This window comes from Arthrobacter sp. OAP107 (assembly GCF_040546765.1).
Taxonomy (GTDB): domain Bacteria; phylum Actinomycetota; class Actinomycetes; order Actinomycetales; family Micrococcaceae; genus Arthrobacter.
Map to the genome: position 1 here is coordinate 21121 of NZ_JBEPOK010000003.1, position 20180 is coordinate 41300.

A 20180-nucleotide genomic window follows, 5' to 3' on the forward strand; every position below is an offset into this window, starting at 1 on the left:
CCCGACGGCGCTGTTTTGTGAGCAATCCGGCCGCGAACCGGGCGGGGACTCTACCCTTTGCCCTAAATCAAGCGGACGCTCTACCACCTGAGCTACAGAGCCATGAAGTGGCTCCGGAGGGGCTCGAACCCTCGTCCTTCCGGTTAGCGAACAGTCCGGTCATGAACCGGACGGGGTCTCTCTCCCCTGCCCTATTACTACTATTTTATCATGTTGTCAACTATATTTCAAGTCGAGTTGAAAATCTCCCAAGCATTCAAAAACGACCGATTTTAGTACCTCAAATTCGCCCCTCAGCGCATGCGCTCGGCGAGCTGGTCGAAAAACTCGGCCACCATCCTGTCTGCGTCGCGCTTCATCAGTTCAGCCCCGCCAAAGCGGTAGACCTCGTAGCCGGCGAGCCTGAGCCGTCGGTCCTCAGCGACCATATCGCTATAGAGGGCTGGGCTCGCGGTATCGCCGTTCGCGTAGTGCTGTTTCCCGTCAACTTCGAGGACCACTCGATGCCTGCTTGAGAACAGGATGAGGAAGTCCATCCGCTGCCGCGCCAACGGGCTGCCGTTCTGGCCGGCAGATCGGCGGGACAACTGGGAGGCGGGGTCGAAGTGCAGGTAGACCTGGGGGATCAGCGCTGGGATGGCGAATCCATAATCCTTGTAGCGAGCTGCATAAGCGTCAAAGACGCGGAGTTCGACCGGGTTGTCGTCAAGGGAAGCCCGGAGGCGGTTGTGCAGGTCCAGGCCGACATCCCGCGGTGATACATCGTCGGCGAATCCCTGTCGCTCTCGCCACCACTGAATCAGATTGCTGTATGTCAGACCATCAGCAGGGATCGGCCGGTCATAGATGAGGCAGTACTCCCCGTTGCGGGTGATCTCGATGTCGTTGTTGAGGGCATCACGCAGCACAAGCTCGGGCTTGGGCCCGTTCGCTGCGAAGATCAAATTCTTGGCGGGTGTGCCGACGCCTCCGCCGCGGTCGTAGTCTGCGAGCAGAGCAGTTAGGTCGGCGAGGAGCATGTCGGTTACCTCGAGCTCGGTGACCATACGGCGCGCCAGGGCTACGAGCCGGGGGAGATCCCAGCCTTCTGTGTACCCCTTGATGATGTCGCGCTTGGTGTACTGGCTGTCGGTTGGCTGGTGATCCGTCTTCGGCCACGACAACTTGAGCTCTTCGGAGAGCACAACCTGAAGGTCCTGCCGAGTGTAGGTGTGGATGAACGCTTCTTCGATCGCATTTCGGAACGAGCGCGACGACGCCTTCACCGGCACCCTCGGGGCGTCGGTGACACTCTCTGCGAAGAAGTTGAATCCGCTCATCCCACCATTGTCCTTGCCACCGTCGACAGTCTGACACCGATAAAGCCGAAGCCAGTATCGGCTATCGCCTTTCGCTGACGTCCTTGTAGTGGTCCGCGGTCCAGTGACCGGCGTAGAATCCCCGGTCGTTGCGCCGGTGCATACGCGTGTCGACCAAGGGCGAGGCGAGGATCGAGTCGCGCAGCGGCGCCAGCGCGTCCACCACGATCGTTCCGAGGTGGGCGAGGATCTCGATCTGACCGGTCGAATGCCCGAGGAGCAAGGGGGCCGCTTTGCCCAGGACGTAGTCGGGCTCATCCTTGGGCACGCCGAAGTGGACGCCGCCTTCCACGTTGGCGTAGTACTTGACCACCTCGAGGACGGTCAGTGGCCGTCCCTGGACCTGCCCCACCCTTGCCCCGATGAAGTGCTTCAGCTTGGGCAGCACGGGGTCCTCAGGCCCGCCGACCAGCTCTGGCCCGCCGAGCCGAAGGAGATATGGCAGGTCCGCGTCGTCGCGGCCGACGAGAGGAGCGGTCCACTGCTTGATGCGAAACTCCGTAGGCACCTCCGGGCGAACGGCCCGAACAGCATTAAGGAGAGGGCTGGCATCGATGAGGAGCTTGCGCAGAAGCGGCGCGATCCCGAGCAGCTCGTAGCGGCTCCGCGCCCCCGGATCCTCGCTCCGCCGTCGGACATCGGCGACTGTCTCCACGAAGAGCCATTCGGCCAGCATCGTCTCGGGGCCTATCTTCGGTGCCATGTTGCCATCTTCTGCTGGTCAGACGGATCGCGGTCACGTTCTCTATTGCTGACCACCGGAACCAAGTGTATTCACGCGCATGTCCATCCATTCCCCGGACTATCCCCTCGCAGAACTGCCCGATGGTGTGGTTCTTTAGCTGCAACATTCAAAAACGACCGTTTATGACCTGCTCCGGCACGCCTCCCGGAAACGCCGAAAAAGCACTCATATCCTTGGTCAAAACTGGTTGCCGAAAAGAAAACCGGTCAAAAGGGCAGTGGAAGGGTTTTTGACGTGTCCAGAAACTTAGTTGGCTATGCGAGGGTCAGTACTCGTGGTCAATCGCTCGATTCGCAGGTGGACGCGCTGGTAGCAGTCGGAGCAGTCCGGGTCTTCCAGGAGTATGCCTCTGGTGCTACCCAGGCAAGGGAGCGGTGGAAGGACTGCTTGGATTATCTGCAGCCGGGCAACGTGCTGTTGGTCGCGGACCTAACCAGGCTAGGCCGTAGTACCTCCGACCTTGCCGACATCGTCACAGTGCTGGGTCGGCGGGGAATAGGCTTCCGCTCCCTGGCTGAACCTTGGCTGGACACAACTAGCGCCCACGGCAAGCTCATCTTTGACATGTTCGCTTCCCTCGCAGAATACGAACGATCACGGCTGTCCGAAAGAACTAAGGCTGGGCTGGCTGCAGCTAAAGCGCGAGGCCGGCTCGGCGGACGCCCGCGGTCGATGACGCCTGGGAAGTTGGAAACGGCCCGGCAGTTGCGCAACGAAGGTAAAACGTTGAAGGAAACGGCTGAGCGGCTTAGCGTCAGCGTTTCGTCACTGACTCGGGCCCTTACCTCTGAAGGAGCCAGCTCCGGTCTGGAGCGCCGGTAGCTCAACGGATAGCGGAAGGACGTACCGGACTTGGCGGCGTTGGTCGACGGACCACGCCAACGACGACTGTAACTAGTAGCGTGAGATCGTGGATGATCTCAACGTCGAGGCCTTGGCGCTTTCGGAGCTTTTCTCGCTGAATGCTCGCATCCAGAGAGAACTTGGTAGGCGCGGCGTCGTGCGCACGTCAGGCGCTATTCAAGGCGAGATCGGGGAGGTGTTGGCACTTGCGGTCTATGGCGGTGCCCTGCCTGCGCCTGGAACGAAGGCATATGACCTTGTCGACGGGCGCGGACGACTCATTCAGGTGAAGACCCGCACGTTGCCGAAAGGCGTGCAACGGATCTTCCAGTTTCACAATCTCGACTTTGATGTCGCGGTCTGTATCCGATTCGACCGCCACTCGAACGATCTTGAGTGGGCGCGCGAGTACGACGTTGAAGAGCTTCGCCCTCTCGTCAGTCCGCATGCGCAAGGTCCACGGCTCCCTACTGGTCGAGCGGAGGGTAATGGGCGTGACGTCACCGCCACATTTCAGGCTGCTTACGATGCAATGCGTGCTGTCGAATCTACGTAATGCGCCGTTCCAAGAGGATGGCGGCCAGGTACGGCCGCTTCTCGGACGCCCTCTCTCTATTTGAGAGCAAACTTCGACGTTGAACAAGGTGGGTTACAACCCCCCTTGACGTTCTCGACGCCAAATGACAGGCTCGAATCATCAAGCCCAGTTGTAACCGCCCTTGGAGGACCTCCAAATGATTATTCCTATTACTGTCCACGTCCCCGAGCACCGCGTTGAGGACTTTTACATTCGCTTCGGAGAATTTCTCGCCGATGTCCCCGATCCGGACGCGCCCACGCAGCTACCGTCGGGGATTGTTCCTAGTTGGGTGGTCACCGACCAGGCGCAAACAATCGCCGCGACACTGTGGAAGGAGATATCCGGGCCAGGGCAGTCGGTTCTCCGATACATGGCGCGTGCGATCGACGGCGAGACTAAACACTTCCTGCCGGACGAGATCGCCGACGGAATTAGGCATCCGAAGGGTAAAGCAGGGGTGGCCGGCCTTCTTGGTGGCGTAGGGAAAGCAATCCGCCGCGCTGGCCTTCCTGTCTACACAACCCCAAGGGGCAATTCCTGGCACTACATCTGGGACTGGGACGGTGAGCGGTATTGCATGACCCCAGAGGTCGCACAACTCCTGCGCAGGGAAGCGCAGCCGGGAGGTTCGGCGGGATAAGGGGCTCGGGCTACCGCCCCCCAGGTGCAGGCATTACTGGTGCAAGCAGTGTCTGCATCCACTCCAAGCGATGCGCGATGCAAAACCGCCGTACGTACGGCGAGTCAACGGCAAACATAGTTATACGTACCGGGATTGACATGTATAGGAGGCTTCATCATACTTTAGCTTCCCGGGAACACTAACTATGCTTTTGGAGATTAGGAGCCAGCGATGCTGCACATTACCGTTACCGCTAAGAAGTCCGTCGATCCTGAGCAGGATGGCCTCGGCCGGCCTTTCGTCGGCTATGAAAGGGGCATGACTCAGGACGAAATGTATGAGGCCAACCATGGCGAGTGGGCCATCGGCGCCCGAGGCAGGGCGACAGAGCACTATGCTCTGTTTTCCTTTGGCCGGACAGTTATCCAGGCTGTCGAGATTGAGGATTTCGAGCTAACAAAGGAGTTCGAGAAGACACCGGAGGAAAAGCGGGACGACCGTTACACGATCCACGGAAAGATTCTCGGGCAGGGCCATCCGGTCTATGACAAGTACGTTGGCAAAGAGACGCCTGTCAGCATCGCTCGTAACCCCGTGCGCTACTTCCATGATCCGGAGTTCGATGGCGGCTCCGGCCAGCCCTGCCGCTGCGGTTGTGGTGAGTTGACCACTCGCGGTGATTTTGTGCCCGGGCATGACCAGAAGGCCATCCATGAACGCATCGCTCGTATCGGCACCGTTGCCGAGTTCTTGGAGTGGATGGACGTCGTCCGGCCGGCGTCCCTCCGCTCTTAGGAAAAACGGTCCGGGCGCAGCAATTCAGCATGTGCCGGACCGCGCCTGAAGGGTAGCGGTGCCAGGAAGGCTACGCCTTGTGATCCATGTCCTTGGATGCTTGAAGAGCTGCTATCTCCTGGAGCGGCAAGTACCCATAGTCGTCGGTCTCGCGGAGCGCTAGGAGGCGTTCGCGCATGTCTGGACTGGCTGCCAGCCAGAGGGAATCCCTCTCTCGAAACAGGTAATGCAACTCAAGCCATCGAACCTTTGGGTCCCAGGGACCATGCCTTACGGGCCATGGATGCTAAAGGTGAGAGGTTAGGAACGTGAACATTGAGAGAGCTACCGCTGACCAGCTTTACCGCCTGCTTCTGGACGTCCAGGACCAACTCAATGAGCTGTTGGCAGACGACCGGTTGACCCTAGCAAGGGAAGCGGAACAGACGCACGGCACAGCCCGAAAGGCTGTCGGCGTGGTGCTGGAGCATCTGGACGCCGCCCGTCAGGTGCTAGCCGTGCTTGAAACGGCGGAATAGTTGGGCCTACGGTGGCAAGTCAGTCGGGGGACTGCCGCCTGCGAATCCAGCTGTCGGGCAAGGTCCTGCTTCATCGTCGACACTCGCGGGTACCCAATATCCATTCGAGCTCCGTACCGGAAGTACCCCGAGCGTCTGACGCCTCAGCACCTCGAAGAAATCTTTGGGCTCTCCCGGAACACCGTGTACCGCTGGCTCCAAACCGGAGTGATTCCTGCTTACCAAGTCGAGAAGACGTGGGTCTGGGAAAATCGGAACACCCTCAGGAGGGGCCAGGCGCCGGAAGTGATTGAGGACCAGCCCCAGAGCGAAGATGCCGAGCAGGTGTGAAGGGTGGCACATGTATGCCAATGGCCATGGCGAGCACTGGCGTGCTGCCACTGAATATGTCCTCCGAAACCAAACAACCTGGGAGCAGGCCCCTCGTATAGCAATACCCCTAAAATCGGCAAATGGACGACGCCGCGACTCGACAAAGCCCTTATTCCACCGAACGGCCGCAAGCGCCGCGGTCAAGACTCAGGCGATTCCTAGCTGTTGTTGGTTCAGCGGTTCTGGGCGTCGGTGTCTTCGTGGGCATCACGGGGCGATGGGGCCCTTTTGCGGGGATAAGTGCTGATGTCTGGCTTAGTTTTTGGGGATCCCTAATGAGCGCCGGATTCGGAGGTCTGGTCGCCGGAGTTGTGCTTCGCACGCAGCTAAGGGCTCAGGAACGGCTACATCAAGTGCAGTTACAAGCCCAGGAACGCTTACACCGGGAACAGGTTGCCGTTCAGCGCAGATTGCACCAAGAAGCACTCCACGTTCAGCGAGATGAGGCTCGAAAGGAACGGGAGATAGCAGCAATGACAGATTTAAGGGCCCATATCGATGAAGTCAACGAATACGTTCTCGATCCTTTACGAAGTGCTATCCCTGACGGGGAACTTCAGAGGCGGCGACAGCTTATCGAACGCGATATTAGGTCGTGGATGCTTAACTCGGTCAACTCACGCGCAATTTGGAGGGTTCTAATTGATGGGACGATGCGCTTGTTCTATGTCTATGAGGAGCTCCGTGAGCCGCTGCAGGAATTGGCAGAGGACGCCCTGAGTCATTACCGCGTGGAGGCGCTTCTATGCGTGAGCAGCATTTCCGATTTCATTCATATGTGGAGTGAAGCAACGACTGACGGCGAACGCCAAGAAGCCATTGCCGTAGGCGGTAGGGCTCTCGCTATGCGAGATGTCACCTTTAAACTGGGTCCGAGACCGGGCCCGGCCTGACCTGACCAAGCCAGAGGCCGGAATGTCTTGCCTGTCCCGGTTCCAAGGAAGTGGGACACTTAGAGTCAGCGCCGCTGTGAGAGCGCCGTCGAACCAGGACATTGAAATTACGTACAAGGTGGCGCCGGGGGATTGCCCGAGGAGGGTCCCTGATGGAGATTCAATGCAACGCATGCAAACATGTCGAGACCGTTGAATTATGCGATGGCTACGTCTGCCCGGAATGTGGCAGTATGCAGGGCTTCACGATGCGTGTAGTGATCAACGAAACGCTCGGGATACACGAAAGCATAAGGTACAAGGGTAAGTCGGAAGGCGAGAAGCGCCCCTACGTAGAGGTCCATCTTGGTGCGGATCTACATGAGGACAGTGGTGAGTTTCGTGAAGTTACGCAGGTCGTCGACCGCAGAAACAATCTCTACAAAAAGAAGGTTGTCCGCCCAATTGGTGAAGTCGTCAAGGACGTCGAGGGGCCGCTAATAGGACACGATGGCGGATCAGCGCAGCGGCGGAGGCCGAGGGCGGCTGATTCAGCAGCTGCGGATGACCAGGATAAGGACGCAGGCGACCAATAGGTTGGGACCAGCTGCCCGTGCTGGCTTCCGCTACTGTTCAGTCATGAATCAACCGCCAGTTAGCAATGCTCGCATTGTATGGACGACCATCCTTTTGACGTTCTCTGTTGTTGCTATAGGTCTTGCCGTGGTCGTCATTGTGCAGCCTGCTTGGAAAGGCATTAACCCGGCAGCATCTGCCAGAACCGGCTCGGCCTCGCCTACTTCAAGCACACCTTCTGCTTCGCCGCTGGCTAGCGCACCGGTTCCGACGCCTACCGTCACCGAAACCTCATCAATTTCGTCGCCATCGGTTCCGCTCCCCGGCCCTAACCTCCTGGCTGACATACAAACCGCGCAAAGGATCACGGACAAATTTTGGGCACGTCATTGGGTCGAATATTTTCCGGGTCGGTATTCGCCGCCCAACGTTCTCGGGACGTACGACGGCACTTCACCCAACGCCCCTTATTGCGGCACTGCGAAGTTGCCGGCGGAAAATGCTTCATACTGCAAGCCTGACGATTCGGTTGCCTGGGATATAACCCTGATGAACAGTGGGTACCAGCAAGGTGACTCCTGGCCGTACCTCGTCATCGCACACGAGTGGGGCCATGCAATACAAGCCCGTCTAGGTAACTCAGTTACTAACGTCGCGAAGGAACTTCAGGCCGACTGTTTGGCAGGCGCCGTGTTGTTCGGCGCAGCTGCTGATGGTGATCTCGTTCTTGAAACCGGAGACCAGAAGGAACTCGCCAGCGCACTGAGCACTCTGGCCGACGAAACATCTTGGACCAAAAGTGCTGATCACGGAGACCCGTTCGAGCGGATTGGCGCATTTGATGCAGGTAGGCTCCATGGCGTTCTGGAGTGCTTCCCGAACCTCAAGCCGGCCCAGTTTGGCAGTTCCATGCGTTACGAGAGTGGAGTTTCCGTGTCAGTAGCTGCGGCAGGATATAGGCAGCTTACGCCGAACCCTGAGACCACCGGCCGAGCAGCAATCTTTCAAATCACGGTGTACAACGGCGGAACGACTCCATTGAATGCGTCACACATGTCCAAACTTGTAATCAAATTCGGTGAGACCGGAGTGGTAGGGCAACTTGTCCCCGACCCGGACGCCGTTCTTGGCCCTAGTGATTTGGGAACGATTGGTCCAGGAGATACGAAAAGCATTTATATCGGGGCCGCTGTCCCAAAGGGCCAAGTTGGCCAACAAGTTCGGGCGACCGTCCCTGGACCGGACCCGGAAAAAGACTTTTCTGCCGCGTTCGAGGGCTCCTAGCGTTCAAGCCGCTCTCGGAGGGGCATACGGGCGCAACAACCACGCGGCCCGGTCCGGATCCCTGATTAGGTCGAACGTGACTAGCTCGCCGCCCCTGCCAAGACGTGCCTGGACGCGCCACACTTCAAGGTCAATCCGCGGCGCATTTTCGCGAGGATAGCGCTTGAACTCGCGCCACCACTCGATCCGCTCATACCAGCGCACCGGATCAGCAGCCACGCGCCAGGTCCGGCCCTGGTACTCAAAACGCATCGGCATGCCCGCCGCTGTCTCCACTAGAACTTGTTGCACCCCCGAAGGCTACGGCCGGGCCCTGACAGCAGGATTCGGGGCATCCCACTGGGTCTCCTTACGCGGCGTCTGCCGCCCATGGGCAGACGCCGCATTGTCAGGATTAGGCCAGGAACACCATCATGAAGCCGCCGCGCACGATCAGCAAGCCGGTCACCGCAGCGATCAAGCACATCACCGCCCCGCCGTGCGTGGCCGGCGTCAGCCCGAACCGCTTAATGCAAGGCACCGACAGGTCGAACAACTTGATGCCCGCCGCGATCAGCAGGGTTCCGAAAAAGAGGGTCAATGTCGCTCCAAACCGCGGGCATTAGGGCCTAGCCCGCGCAGGCAAAGGCGCGGCAGCGCCTCTACCCGTTTGTGTGCGGCTGCCGACGAAAACGCGGGCGAGCCCTTTGAGTCCCAGTTGGAACGGGTCCCCGAGCGGCTCTTGGGACCGGCATTTCACATCCCCCAGGAATGTCCGCAAAGATCATTACGGTACCCTCTGCACGAAAGGACAAAGATGACCCCGAACAACAGCATTAAGAACTCTGATTCCCTCTCAGTACAGCTAAGTACCATTTCACGGGCTGAGATGACTTCGTGCGGTGGGACGGACTGAGCGTGGACCCCAAGTACCTTGAGGCTCTCTTCGCCAAGTACCCCGAGCGTCTGACGCCTCAGCACCTCGAAGAAATCTTCGGGCTCTCCCGGAACACCGTGTACCGCTGGCTTCAAACCGGAGTGATTCCTGCTTATCAAGTCGAGAAGACATGGTTGATCTCCAGAGATCAGGTCAAGGACTGGGTCTGGGAAAACCGGAACTCCCTCAGGAGGGGCCAGGCGCCGGAAGTGATTGAGGACCAGCCCCAGAGCGAAGAGGCCGAGCAGGTGTGAGGGTGGCACATGCAGATATAAGGACGCTGGGTGAGAAGTCCTTGAAATGTTCCTCCTCTAGTCAGTCAGGCGTCCAGATCAGGATGTCTGCTAGACGTAGGAGCGACAAAGAGCGACCATCGGGAGTTCGCCTTATCGCGGCGAGGTCCGTTAACCACCCTGCGTTCTCTCGGATGTCTTCCCAGAGTGCCTTTCGGACGGCGCCTGGGCGCCTTGTGCCATAGAACTCATATACCCTGCTGTCGATCAGCGGCACTATCTGTGGACGCCGGCGGTGAAGGACCTTTGAGACCGTAATGGCCGTCCACCACTTAACAGGGACGGCGGCGCTGTTGGCAGCGGCCAGGCTTTCGACAGCTTGTTCGAGTTCAGACAGATCCTCATATGACTCAAAGCTTTTGGCGTCTCGGAGTTCTAGCAGCGCTGTGTCGAGAGCTTTTCGGAGCAGCTGCGCCGGTCCATCTCCGTCCGTAAAGAGTGGAATAACGTCGCGGGCACTGAGCTGAAGGCTAAGGAGATTTGCCATGAGCACATCGGCGGGTCTTAGAGGCGTATCAATTTCGCCCTGATGGTCGTAAGTATTGAAGGCATACTCCAGGTTCGTTGAGGTGTATCTCTCCAGCTTTCTCTGTGCTGAGCTCCTCAGCGAGGCCAAACTGCTGGCAGCCATGTTAATTCCCCCCTCAAACACCGGCGTTCACCGCTATTCGGATGTTGATGGTGATCACGTTACGCCCGGCCTGACTAATACCAGCACTGAGAGGCGCTAGATGTCACAGGCATATGGTTTCCTGATCACGGGAGCCACGTCCGGGTGGCGCCTTAGAAAACATCATTTCCTGGGGGAAGGGAATCAATGCCGCTTGCCGCTTACCTGTCAGAGAAACGTGTCGAGGCGCCATTCGTGACTGACGAAGAGTGGGAGGATCTGAGGCGGCGATGCAAGGCGGGGGAGCCTTTGACAATGTCTTGCGGTCAGCCTGGTAAACCCAGGGTCTCTAAGAACGGTCTGAAGCACTTTTATCATCATGCGAAAGCAAACTGTTCGCTGCATCCTGGTGGGGAATCTGCGGATCATCTGGAAATGAAATCCTTGGTTGCGGCAGCCGCGCGTGAGGCTGGCTGGGACGCCATCATTGAACAACCAGCGCATGATCGGTCATGGATTGCCGACGTGATGGTAAGTAAGGGAGGCGAGAAGCGCGCCCTAGAGATTCAGTTCTCCCGGCAAGACGCGGACGAGTTTCGCCGACGGCAGCAACGCTACGAAGCTGACGGAGTTCAGTGTCTCTGGTTAGCTGCAGAAGTAAACCGTGAAGCGGCCGAAGTAGTGCCCTCGGTGATGATCGGCGGGGCGCCGGGTGCAAGAACACTCACTTTGCCGGATGCCTTCAGCGGCCCTGTCGCTACGGACGCGGTCGAAGCGATCCACCTCTTACTAAACGATAGAATCAAGCTTTTTATCGAGCCAGTCGTGCGGGCTTATTCGCTAGATACTGCCATGCTCAAATGTTGGAGGGAGGGCTGCAATCGGTGGATCACTGCATGGAGATTGGAAGATTTACAGCTTGAAACAAGATGCGGGCGCACTGGAACCCTATTGGCACGGCACTACTATGAAGCACGCATACATCTCACGGACAGAATTGAGCGGATCATCGCCGATAGAGTGATGCCACTCCTGGGACAGGCAGATCTGCCCGCACCTATGTATCTAGCTACGAGATTCAGCAAAGCTGCCGGATGCTCCTACCTCGCCTTGTGCTGCCCGTTCTGCAACTACATTCAAGGCGATATTCCCCTCAACCATCACAGCGTCACCTGGCGCCGCTATGTCGTGGAAGGTTGGCTCCCGCTACCCATCAAGAGAAACGTGCTTGGCCGTGAACATCAATGCATCGATATTGGCAGGGGCCAGTGCTCACAGAACCCTCCAGAACCTGAGGGCCCTGCCTTTCCCGACAGCGAACTCGTAACGTCGGGCGCAACCTCGGATCTACTGACCAGTGAGCTACCACCACTTCCAAAACGGGGAGTCGGGCGGCAGGGACTCCGTAAGCCAAGCTAGTAAAGCGGAATGTGTTTCATTGCATGTGGCCGATGACCTCGCTACGCGGATCCTTTGTCTAGCAGCCCGGGAGACTACTCGGTCAGTGCCCGTGCCCGTTCCTGCCCACGCTTGGCCTTGATGAGACGCACATGGTCCCATTCACGGGCAATGCCTGCTAGGACCGCAGCAGCGCCGCCCCTGAGATCGGTTTCATTCAGGAACAACACCGCGAGGCTTGTCTCCTGCATGTAGACATCCGCAGCGCGCCGGGCCGCTTCACCGACCTTTTTGGCGGAAACGAAGAGGATGACGTTGCTCTTGAGCGACTGCGCTACGCCGACTTCCCGGTCAATAATCTTGCGGCCATCGATTGCCGAGGCCTTACTCTGCAGTTGGATCAGCAGATAGGGGTCGTTGGAGGTCTCGGCCACCAAGTCGACTTCTGCACCAGCCGTTTCGTCGCCTCGGACACGCCAGCCGAGGAAGCGCGCCCCGATGATTCGTATCACCTGAATGCATACGCCCTCCAGCGCGAGGCCGCGTGCATGGTTGGTTTCGTTTTTTGCGTCATTGACGACCGCGAGTAGCTCGCTGAGAGGTCGGCGGAGCGAGACAGGGTCGGGGAAGTGGGTCTGCTCCAGCACGGCCTTCATGAGCGGTTCGCTGATGATCTCCCGGAATTTCTTGGTCGGTGTGACGCGGCCTGACTTCGCCCCACGGCCGGCGGTAGCCTTCTCGTTCACGAGCCAGCCGTTCTCTGCGAGGCTCTTAACCACGCGCTCAGCGAAGGTTTTGGTGTCGAATCTGACACCAGGGGCCTGCCCCTCAGCGAGTGAACGGACCTTAGATGCCACTGGTGATTCCTCGTCGGTGTAAGTGGCCAGCGCACGCAGGAATGCTTGCTGAGGTTTGCTGAGGCCCACGATCTCAACTATTTCCCCTGTGGAGGCGCCAGTGAGCTTTTTCACGACGGCGGCATTAATGGTCCATTGGCCCTTGCCGGTGAATACTCCGGCGCGCTCCAGCAACAGGCGTAGTGGGTTGATGTTCTCGCCGCTATCACCTCCCGAGTCGATGCCCAGGGTGGTGAGTTCTTGGGCGACAGCCGCCACGGTGACCTTGACACCGCCGGCCTGGAGCGAATGCACTGCTTCGACGACCTGGAGACCGTGAAGGTTCAAGAGAATGTGCTGACCGAGCCGCTCATAGAACGCTTGCTCATCTTCCGTCTTGAGTAGATCCTCGCCAAGCGAGCTGAGCCCATACTCGTTATCGTCAGTCGCCAAAAGGCCATAGTGACGCATTGACAGGAATGCGTTCATGCCCAAAGTTCGGCGGATCTTGTCGTCACGGTCTGGGAAGAATGTATGCCCAATTGCGTCATACAGGGCCCCCACGTCGCCGGGGATTTCTTGTACCAGTCCCAGTGCCAGACGGAGGTTTATCTGGTTTGGGCTGATCTGCTTCCCGTACGGGAGACGCTCATCTGACACAAAGAAATACATTAGCGGCCGTTTCGCTCACAGACGGACCTCCGGCAGCAACGGCTCACAGGGCTTACCAGGGGCGGGGGCCCACCATCCACTCAGATCGCCGTGGTCTGAGATGAGGGCAAACCAAAATCTCAGAGATTGTGATTTGAAAGGAACACCGCCAGTTCCTCATCCGTGGGCGGTCTGACTTCGACCGGCACTATGGCTGCAGTGGGGGAGAGGTAGTCGTTGATGGACGTCTGACCATCAAGTTCAGGGACTAAGTCGCTCCAGTCGTTGTTCCACGTCATGCTCGATCCTAAACGGCCCACTCAGTGAAGCCTGACGGTTTCGTTCCGGGTGTCGCCCATTCGCTACTCTTGGGTGTTCGGAAACAGATCGTGACGGCCATTTCTGCTGCCCAGCACTACAGCCGTCGCGGGAGTGGCACAGAGAGACGGATGAATGGGCCGCAGCACGGCACCCACAGGGTTCACGGCAATCTTGTTCAATCCTCCGTTGTCGACCGGCGCCAGAACCATAGCCCGTGTTGCTCTCGCCGCCAAGCTGCTTGGGCACGAAGAGGCAACGATTGCGAATCTCTTTCCACTTCCAACCAAGAGTGTTCTTGAAGTCAACGCGATTGGGAAGGACTTCGCCCTGTGGCTTTCCGCTCGGGCTGAAATCAGTGAGCGCCTGGCGGTTAGCAGGGACATTCTGCTGGCTTATGGCTGCCAGGAACCCGTCGGGGAAGTGCGTGCTCATTTCAGGGCGCAAATCGCATGGCTTCGGCAGGAGATCTGTGCCTCCGACAGCAAAGTATGGTCGGTCAGCGACGAGCCCCGCCATCCGTCCAGGTGGCAACGTCACACGGCGCGGGAATATCCCGGACTGCCGTTTAATGCGGCCCTGGAGTTGTCACTTCGGCAGCTTCCATCAGCGTGATGAGGCGAATGTCTCAAAGGGCGGGTGGCGTGTCGATTCGATGCCCTTCGCATCAGCTCATAGCATAGGAGCTGTGCCACTCCTTCAAGACAAAGCCCCGGAATCGCCCAAAGAATGCGGTCCCACTCCCCCTGAAATCGCCACCATGGTGCGCCTGAATCGCGAGAGTCAGGGACTTACTCAGCTTCAGCTTGCGACCCGGATGGGGTCCACGCAGTCGGTGGTTGCCCGCTGGGAAAGAGGAGATCATGAAATTACCATGGCCAACTTGGCACGGATCGCCGATGCTCTGGGCGTTGTGCTCACGGTCCGCTTCGGCACGAAAGATTCCCAGAAATGAGCCGAACGGTAACGGAGCCGTACAGGCAGGAAATCACTGGGGCGAAGGGTTCCATCTTCTACAGGGCACATAGCTACCACACCAAGGTCCCGCCTGAGGGGATCGCGCCTGTTATCGAGCACTACACCAACCCCGGCGACACAGTTTTGGATCCTTTCTGCGGGTCGGGGATGACTGGTGTTGCGGCCCTGCTGACTGGCCGCAAGGGGCTGCTGTCGGATTTGGCTCCCGCAGCTGTCCATATTGCTTCCGGATACACAACCCCCAGTGATCCTGTAGCGCTGGCTGAGGCAGCACGCGATTTACTGGGTAGCCTCGCTGATCTGGAACAGGAGCTCTACGGGACAAAGTGTTCACGTTGCGAGGGCGATGCTCGCATTGAGTACACGGTCTGGTCTGACACCGTTATCTGCCCAGGCTGCAATCATGAGGTACTTTTCTGGGATGCCGCGCGGCAACCGGACGGGACAATTTCAAAGAACCTGGTTTGTCCCTTGTGTTCCGCCGGTTTCCGCAAGGGAGACACTGAAATACTCCCGGGCGCTCCAGTCCTGGTCTCGGTGGCCTGCTTAGGGTGCAAGAGTCGGGAACAGCGGCCACTCACAGCGATAGAGCGGGCCATTGCTCACTACCCTCATCGAGGCGAGATCACCGACTGGTATCCCACGGCGCCATTGGAGAGTTGGCGCGAGATGTGGCGCGGGCAGCACGGCAAGATGGGTATCGCCACAGCTGCTGACTTTTTTACTGATCGCAATCTGCGGGCCCTGGCGGCGGTGTGGAGGTTGGCCAGTGATTCATCGGAACGGACTGGTTTGCGGTTCGCTACGACCGCCATCGTGAACCGGGCATCACGTAGGTATCAGTGGAATCCCAAGCGCCCCACTAACGTGCTTTCGGGGACGCTGTACATCGCGTCCATGACGTATGAGTTCAACGTCTTTTCGCTGCTTCGCAGAAAGCTCAGCGCCGTCGTTCAACTGGCAAAAAAGGTGACCGAGGCTCCAGGGCAATGCAGCGTCGCCCAATCCTCTGCCACTGAGCTCAAGCATCTCCAGGACCAGAGCGTGGACTATGTTTTTACTGATCCTCCCTTTGGCGCGAACATCTATTACTCCGATGCCTCCTTCCTGTGGGAGTCCTGGCTGGACGACTTCACTGACACGACTAATGAGGCAATCGTGTCGACTTCCTTGACCGCTGAACACGGCGGAAAGAGTCTCAACGATTACGAGAAACTGATGTCAGCCAGTTTCGGAGAAATCGCCAGGGTGCTTAAGCCGGGCGCCTGGGCGAGCGTCATGTTCCACAGCAGTGATGATGCCGTTTGGAGCAGCCTTGAACGCGCCATTGAGAGCGCTGACCTGACCCTTGAATCTGCTGTTGCTTTCGATAAGTCCCAGCCCAGTTTCAAGGGGGTCAAGCAAATGACGAACCAGGAACGGGTATCAAGCTTCGACCTTGTGCTTCATCTTCACTCCACTCAGGGAGGGGTTGCCAGACGCCGTCAGTCAACCGTCAAGGCAGTGGCCGAGACAGAAGTGGTAGACGCAATCAGAACCCATCTTCAGACCGCTTCTCAACGACAGCGAACCACGCCCTACCTCCATTCTTTCGTCATGAGGTTGCTGCTGGAGCGCGGTGCCTCCTTCGCCGGCTATTCCTACGGACAGGTTGAGGTTCTCCTAACAAAGACCTTCCTGTTCGAAAAGGGCGCTTGGAGTCCCTTGCCGGCCGCCGACACTTCACCCGATATCAAGCCTGAAGGAATCTGATGACCCTCACTGCCAACATCACTGAGCTGGACATGGATCCACGGCTTAGGGAAATACTTCGCGAAACAGGGGGCTCTGCCCGGCGATCCATCCCAACGGATACCTCCTCTTCGAAGGGCAGCAGCGCCTATCAAGTGCACACCTACCCGACGAAAGTACCGCCGGGAGCCATCGAACCTTTCATCCTAGCCAGCAGCGAGCCCGACAGCGTCGTGCTCGATCCCTTCTGTGGATCCGGCATGACCGGACTTGCCGCACTCAACACAGGGCGGCGAGCTCTGCTGTCGGACCTTGCTCCGGGTGCAGTTCACCTGGCCCACAATCACAGTCATCCCGTACCCCCGACAGTCATCGCCGCAGCCATGACCTCACTAACCACGGCCATGACACCCACGGAAGTGGCGCTCTACGCATCGAACTGCCCTACCTGTGGCCGCTTGGAGCGCCTGCGGCACCAAGTATGGACGGACGTCCATACCTGCACGCAATGCTCAGAACCCATCCGCGTCTGGGACCAAAAGACTGAAAGTGGCAGCAGTTCCCGCACCCTCATCTGCGGAAAATGCGGTAACGAGCAGACCCGGTCAGGTCTTAGTGGTGTGCCCAGCCAACCTGCAGAAAAAGCCGTTGCCTGCGGTTCTTGCCGCAAGCTCCAAAGAGGGCCAGCGGATGAGCACGACCTCACCCTGCTGGCAGCAATTGCGCAACGGCCCGTCACTCATTGGGTTCCTAACGTCCCGCTGGGCCCGGACCGGGAGATGTACCGACGCTCAGCCCTTCATCTCCGCAATGTCACTCAGGTGGCTGACTTCTGGAACCACCGCAGTCAACTCGCGCTCAGCGAGTTGTGGCACTACATCACCACCAAAGCGGACCAGAAAGTGCAGTCCGCTCTGAAGTTCGCCTTCACCAACACGGCATGGCATGCAACCCGTATGCGGCGCTACAACGCCTTTGGCGGCCAACGTCCACTCACCGGCACCCTGTACATCCCACAGCTGATTGCAGAGGGCAACGTCTTCGAAATCTTCCGCCACCAAGTTGCGCAGGTAAGTCGCTTCTATTCAAGCCATCCCGCTTTGGAGAACCTGGAAGGCGGAGTCGACCGCGCTTTCGCTCGCCAATCGTCGGCGACAGATCTGTCGTGGCTCCCAAGTTCAAGCATCGACTACGTCTTTACCGACCCGCCCTTTGGAGCGAACCTGTTCTACGGCGATTGCAACGTCGTCTGGGAATCTTGGCTCGGCGACGTCACAGATCTCACCGAGGAAATTGTCGTCAACAAGTCGCTTCCCTCGACTGCAGGCGGGAAGTCCCTCGATGACTACGAGAAGCTGCTTTCCGGCGCATTCTCAGAAGTTCGTCGCGTGCTTGCGCCAGGGGCTCGGGCAAGCGTCGTTTTCCATAACGCCGATGACAAAGTGTGGTCGGCCCTGCTCGCAGCCACCGACCACGCCGGACTCGTTCAAACCGACGTGAGCGTCCTGGACAAGATGCAACGCTCAATGAAGGGCTATAAGGGCCGCAGCGGAGCAGAGCTCGTACCGTTCTTTGACCTTGTCATCACTTTTACCGCCGGCGCTAAAGGAGACGTGCAGAACCTCAACGGAGCCGGCGAGATCGCCCTCGAGGCCATCCGCCGCCACCTAGCCACTCTGCCCCAGGGTGACAAGAACGAAGTCACCCATCAGCGCAGCCTCGAATACCTTTACTCACTCTCAATTGGGGCCGTCATTGCCAATGGTGCAAAACCCACGGGGTTGTCTTTCAAGGCTCTCGAAGAACTGCTGAATTCAAACCTGGCAAACAAAGACAGGCACTATTACCTGAGCTAAAGGCTCTCGCCCAGTCGACGCAGTTTCTCCGTCGACTGGGCATATCTGTACTGTATGCAACGTGAGCGCGCTTGATGTAGTTCTGGAGAAATTCAGCGAGACAGGGTGGAGTGTTGCCGCGCGCGAAAGTGTCAGCGGTGGCCGCAGCGTCAACCCTTCACGTGTCGATCTTGTCCGAGGTAAGCAGCGCTTTCCGCTGCTCGCCTATGCCTGGAAGATCACCCACGAAGGCAAAGGCCGGACGGGCATGAACTACCGGATTCAGACAACCCGCTCTCACGAAGGCGATCTTCTTCATGAGGAAGGCCGGCAAACAGTTGGGTTCGGTGTAGACGCCGACCGCGAAGTCATTGCGGCCTTTGACGGCTGGACGAAGCGCGCCACCGGCAGCTCATCGAGCGTCCACATCGACAGGGCGACCCTAGACAAAGCTGCAGCTGACGGATTCGCCGTTGAAGAACCTCACTGGGACAGCCGGGCAGCGGCACGATATTCAGACGTTCACCTGCTGCTGCCGTGGATCTCCGACCAACAAGCGACTCGTACTGCCGCCGTTCAACCCCTCGAGCACGCCATTTCGGACGACCAGGCAACTGTTGTGGCTGACCTGTGGAATTCCGCACCCGCCGCGTGGCTGCGACAGAACGACCGTCTTGTCCTGGCCAACCGGGAAGGCAATGACCTGCTGGATACGGCGATCTGGCGGATTACCGATCTCAAGGTCAAGACCGTTACCAAGGAAGGGCGCAACCCCCGTCGAAACGTGACCTTCACCTGTCGGCGCTATGGCCGCGTCACCACCGTCCATAAGGCCACTTTTCTAGCTGGCCTGACCAAGAGGGAGCCCACGCCATGAGCCTCGCCGACAACGCGAATCTCTTCTACTTCGATGAAGACCATCGCGCCGCCGAAAAAGTTTCGAAATTGCACCTGGAGTCTGCTGACGTTCCAGCGCTGACCGCCCGTGCCAAGAAGCTCGCGGCGGAAAAGAATCTGTTGCTGCCGGATGCGGATGCCCTCCTGGAGCGCTGCATCGTAGCCTTGCTTGGGGGACACATTGTGCTTCAAGGCCCGCCAGGCACCGGCAAGACGACCTTGGCCTACGTGCTGGCAGAGACGTTCAGCGCATCAGCCCACTTGGAGACTGCTACCGCCGACTGGAGCACTTACGACGTCATCGGTGGGCTGCATCCGACGTCGAAAGGCGGGATTGAGACACTGGTGCCTTGGCTCGGGCATGTGCCACGGGCTGCCCTGGAATGCGCAAGCGTAATCAGTCGGCACGCGGATGAGGAGGAGGGCAAAACCGAGCCCCACCAAGCTCATTGGCTCATCATCGATGAATTTAGCCGCGCTGAAATAGATAAGGCCATCGGCCCCCTTTACACAGTCCTCGGAGGTGGGGGCGAGGATGTGCCCCTGCCGCTGTGGTTCGGGGATTCTGAACAGCGAAACGCGGTTTGGTTGCCTAAGCGGTTCCGGATTATCGCAACGATGAATACCGTGGACACCAACTACGTGTACACGTTCTCCCAAGGGCTCAGCCGGCGGTTCCAATTTATTTACGTCGGAGTTCCACAAAAGGAACAGGTGCCGGATGAACTGCGGCAGGCGCGCGTCAGCGCGGCTAACTGGTATGCCGAGACTTATGGAGACGAGCAGTTCAACCACGATGATTTCGTAGCTGACCCGCGGTTGGTGCAGACTTCCACTGTCTTAGCCGATCTGCTGTCAACGCTTCGCTATGGAGATGAGGCAACCAACCGTCCCGGCTGGCCCCTTGGTACGGCACAAATTGTGGATGTTTACCGCCAACTCGCGCTGAGGCTCCCCGCGACCGGCAACGCAACAGACGCTCTGCTTCCTGCCCTTGATCTTGCCCTAGCAGATCGAATCATCCCGCAAGCCGGCAATCTCACGAAGATACAGCTCGACACCGCTGAAACCTGGTTGCAGACGCAAAAGCTACCGCGGACGCGTGACGCCCTGCAGCATCTCCGCATGGCCTCCAGCACAGGCTACTGAGCA

General features: G+C 58.6%; 23 protein-coding genes. 16 read left to right on the plus strand and 7 right to left on the minus strand.

Annotated features, from left to right (window positions below; all coding sequences use genetic code 11):
• Positions 1-293 precede the first annotated feature (293 nt).
• Together ABIE00_RS25740 and ABIE00_RS25745 are read right to left on the minus strand one after the other, a co-directional pair.
• Complete coding sequence (locus tag ABIE00_RS25740; RefSeq protein WP_354263791.1) at positions 294-1319, minus strand: putative endonuclease domain-containing protein; 1026 nt, start codon at positions 1317-1319, stop codon at positions 294-296.
• Between the two features lie 61 nt (positions 1320-1380).
• Positions 1381-2061, minus strand: a complete 681-nt coding sequence (locus ABIE00_RS25745; protein WP_354263792.1) for a hypothetical protein — start codon at positions 2059-2061, stop codon at positions 1381-1383.
• A gap of 276 nt (positions 2062-2337) precedes the next feature.
• On the opposite strand from ABIE00_RS25745, the gene ABIE00_RS25750 reads away from it, so the two are divergent.
• The 8 genes from ABIE00_RS25750 (at position 2338) to ABIE00_RS25785 (ending at position 8565) form a co-directional block, all read left to right on the plus strand.
• Complete coding sequence (locus ABIE00_RS25750; protein ID WP_354263794.1) at positions 2338-2925, plus strand: recombinase family protein; 588 nt, start codon at positions 2338-2340, stop codon at positions 2923-2925.
• 88 nt (positions 2926-3013) lie between these two features.
• Positions 3014-3502, plus strand: a complete 489-nt coding sequence (locus ABIE00_RS25755; RefSeq protein ID WP_354263795.1) for a DUF6998 domain-containing protein — start codon at positions 3014-3016, stop codon at positions 3500-3502.
• Positions 3503-3680: 178 nt separating this feature from the next.
• Positions 3681-4166 (plus strand): hypothetical protein, encoded by a 486-nt coding sequence (locus ABIE00_RS25760; RefSeq protein WP_354263796.1) that lies wholly within the window; start codon positions 3681-3683, stop codon positions 4164-4166.
• Between the two features lie 213 nt (positions 4167-4379).
• A complete protein-coding gene (locus tag ABIE00_RS25765; protein ID WP_354263797.1) occupies positions 4380-4943 on the plus strand; it encodes a hypothetical protein in 564 nt (187 codons plus the stop codon).
• 308 nt (positions 4944-5251) lie between these two features.
• Entirely contained in the window at positions 5252-5461 is a 210-nt protein-coding gene (locus ABIE00_RS25770; RefSeq protein WP_354263798.1) for a hypothetical protein, read from the plus strand.
• Positions 5462-5791: a helix-turn-helix domain-containing protein gene (locus ABIE00_RS25775; protein WP_354263799.1), complete on the plus strand. Its 330-nt coding sequence runs from the start codon at positions 5462-5464 to the stop codon at positions 5789-5791.
• Between the two features lie 1087 nt (positions 5792-6878).
• On the plus strand, positions 6879-7301 hold the full coding sequence (locus ABIE00_RS25780; RefSeq protein ID WP_354263801.1) for a hypothetical protein: 423 nt from the start codon (positions 6879-6881) through the stop codon (positions 7299-7301).
• Between the two features lie 43 nt (positions 7302-7344).
• Entirely contained in the window at positions 7345-8565 is a 1221-nt protein-coding gene (locus tag ABIE00_RS25785) for a neutral zinc metallopeptidase (RefSeq protein WP_354263803.1), read from the plus strand.
• Between the two features lie 3 nt (positions 8566-8568).
• On the opposite strand, the gene ABIE00_RS25790 is transcribed toward ABIE00_RS25785, so the two are convergent.
• Positions 8569-8856: a DUF6504 family protein gene (locus ABIE00_RS25790; RefSeq protein ID WP_354263804.1), complete on the minus strand. Its 288-nt coding sequence runs from the start codon at positions 8854-8856 to the stop codon at positions 8569-8571.
• 103 nt (positions 8857-8959) lie between these two features.
• Positions 8960-9145, minus strand: coding sequence for a hypothetical protein (locus ABIE00_RS25795; RefSeq protein ID WP_354263806.1), 186 nt, complete (start codon positions 9143-9145; stop codon positions 8960-8962).
• A gap of 317 nt (positions 9146-9462) precedes the next feature.
• On the opposite strand from ABIE00_RS25795, the gene ABIE00_RS25800 reads away from it, so the two are divergent.
• Positions 9463-9735 (plus strand): helix-turn-helix domain-containing protein, encoded by a 273-nt coding sequence (locus ABIE00_RS25800; protein ID WP_354263807.1) that lies wholly within the window; start codon positions 9463-9465, stop codon positions 9733-9735.
• 61 nt (positions 9736-9796) lie between these two features.
• On the opposite strand, the gene ABIE00_RS25805 is transcribed toward ABIE00_RS25800, so the two are convergent.
• Complete coding sequence (locus ABIE00_RS25805) at positions 9797-10405, minus strand: DUF6308 family protein (protein WP_354263809.1); 609 nt, start codon at positions 10403-10405, stop codon at positions 9797-9799.
• Positions 10406-10639: 234 nt separating this feature from the next.
• Between ABIE00_RS25805 and ABIE00_RS25810 the strand changes: the two genes are divergently transcribed.
• Positions 10640-11803: a competence protein CoiA gene (locus tag ABIE00_RS25810; RefSeq protein WP_354263810.1), complete on the plus strand. Its 1164-nt coding sequence runs from the start codon at positions 10640-10642 to the stop codon at positions 11801-11803.
• 74 nt (positions 11804-11877) lie between these two features.
• On the opposite strand, the gene ABIE00_RS25815 is transcribed toward ABIE00_RS25810, so the two are convergent.
• Positions 11878-13107 carry a hypothetical protein gene (locus tag ABIE00_RS25815; RefSeq protein WP_354263811.1) on the minus strand — a complete coding sequence of 410 codons (1230 nt, stop codon included), beginning with the start codon at positions 13105-13107 and terminating at the stop codon, positions 11878-11880.
• Positions 13108-13409: 302 nt separating this feature from the next.
• Positions 13410-13568 (minus strand): hypothetical protein, encoded by a 159-nt coding sequence (locus ABIE00_RS25820; protein WP_354263812.1) that lies wholly within the window; start codon positions 13566-13568, stop codon positions 13410-13412.
• 154 nt (positions 13569-13722) lie between these two features.
• Here ABIE00_RS25820 and ABIE00_RS25825 point away from each other — a divergent pair, with 154 nt between their 5' ends.
• From ABIE00_RS25825 to ABIE00_RS25850, 6 genes are all read left to right on the plus strand, one after another.
• Positions 13723-14202, plus strand: a complete 480-nt coding sequence (locus tag ABIE00_RS25825; protein ID WP_354263813.1) for a DUF1643 domain-containing protein — start codon at positions 13723-13725, stop codon at positions 14200-14202.
• 73 nt (positions 14203-14275) lie between these two features.
• Positions 14276-14542 (plus strand): helix-turn-helix domain-containing protein, encoded by a 267-nt coding sequence (locus ABIE00_RS25830; protein WP_354263814.1) that lies wholly within the window; start codon positions 14276-14278, stop codon positions 14540-14542.
• Positions 14539-16317 carry a DNA methyltransferase gene (locus ABIE00_RS25835; RefSeq protein ID WP_354263815.1) on the plus strand — a complete coding sequence of 593 codons (1779 nt, stop codon included), beginning with the start codon at positions 14539-14541 and terminating at the stop codon, positions 16315-16317. Before ABIE00_RS25830 ends, ABIE00_RS25835 begins: the two co-directional genes overlap by 4 nt.
• On the plus strand, positions 16317-18152 hold the full coding sequence (locus ABIE00_RS25840) for a DNA methyltransferase (RefSeq protein ID WP_354263816.1): 1836 nt from the start codon (positions 16317-16319) through the stop codon (positions 18150-18152). The genes ABIE00_RS25835 and ABIE00_RS25840 overlap by 1 nt, the downstream gene beginning before the upstream one ends.
• Before the next feature lie 61 nt (positions 18153-18213).
• Positions 18214-19008 carry a hypothetical protein gene (locus ABIE00_RS25845; RefSeq protein ID WP_354263818.1) on the plus strand — a complete coding sequence of 265 codons (795 nt, stop codon included), beginning with the start codon at positions 18214-18216 and terminating at the stop codon, positions 19006-19008.
• Positions 19005-20177, plus strand: coding sequence for an AAA family ATPase (locus ABIE00_RS25850; protein ID WP_354263819.1), 1173 nt, complete (start codon positions 19005-19007; stop codon positions 20175-20177). The genes ABIE00_RS25845 and ABIE00_RS25850 overlap by 4 nt, the downstream gene beginning before the upstream one ends.
• The last annotated feature ends 3 nt before the right edge of the window (positions 20178-20180 follow it).

Coding starts and splice junctions, on each gene's coding strand:
- ABIE00_RS25740 (WP_354263791.1), bottom strand. CDS start 1,319: ATGAGCGGATTCAACTTCTTCGCAGAGAGTGTCACCGACGCCCCGAGG.
- ABIE00_RS25745 (WP_354263792.1), bottom strand. CDS start 2,061: ATGGCACCGAAGATAGGCCCCGAGACGATGCTGGCCGAATGGCTCTTC.
- ABIE00_RS25760 (WP_354263796.1), top strand. CDS start 3,681: ATGATTATTCCTATTACTGTCCACGTCCCCGAGCACCGCGTTGAGGAC.
- ABIE00_RS25765 (WP_354263797.1), top strand. CDS start 4,380: ATGCTGCACATTACCGTTACCGCTAAGAAGTCCGTCGATCCTGAGCAG.
- ABIE00_RS25780 (WP_354263801.1), top strand. CDS start 6,879: ATGGAGATTCAATGCAACGCATGCAAACATGTCGAGACCGTTGAATTA.
- ABIE00_RS25785 (WP_354263803.1), top strand. CDS start 7,345: ATGAATCAACCGCCAGTTAGCAATGCTCGCATTGTATGGACGACCATC.
- ABIE00_RS25805 (WP_354263809.1), bottom strand. CDS start 10,405: ATGGCTGCCAGCAGTTTGGCCTCGCTGAGGAGCTCAGCACAGAGAAAG.
- ABIE00_RS25815 (WP_354263811.1), bottom strand. CDS start 13,107: ATGAACGCATTCCTGTCAATGCGTCACTATGGCCTTTTGGCGACTGAC.
- ABIE00_RS25820 (WP_354263812.1), bottom strand. CDS start 13,568: ATGACGTGGAACAACGACTGGAGCGACTTAGTCCCTGAACTTGATGGT.
- ABIE00_RS25825 (WP_354263813.1), top strand. CDS start 13,723: ATGGGCCGCAGCACGGCACCCACAGGGTTCACGGCAATCTTGTTCAAT.
- ABIE00_RS25835 (WP_354263815.1), top strand. CDS start 14,539: ATGAGCCGAACGGTAACGGAGCCGTACAGGCAGGAAATCACTGGGGCG.
- ABIE00_RS25840 (WP_354263816.1), top strand. CDS start 16,317: ATGACCCTCACTGCCAACATCACTGAGCTGGACATGGATCCACGGCTT.
- ABIE00_RS25850 (WP_354263819.1), top strand. CDS start 19,005: ATGAGCCTCGCCGACAACGCGAATCTCTTCTACTTCGATGAAGACCAT.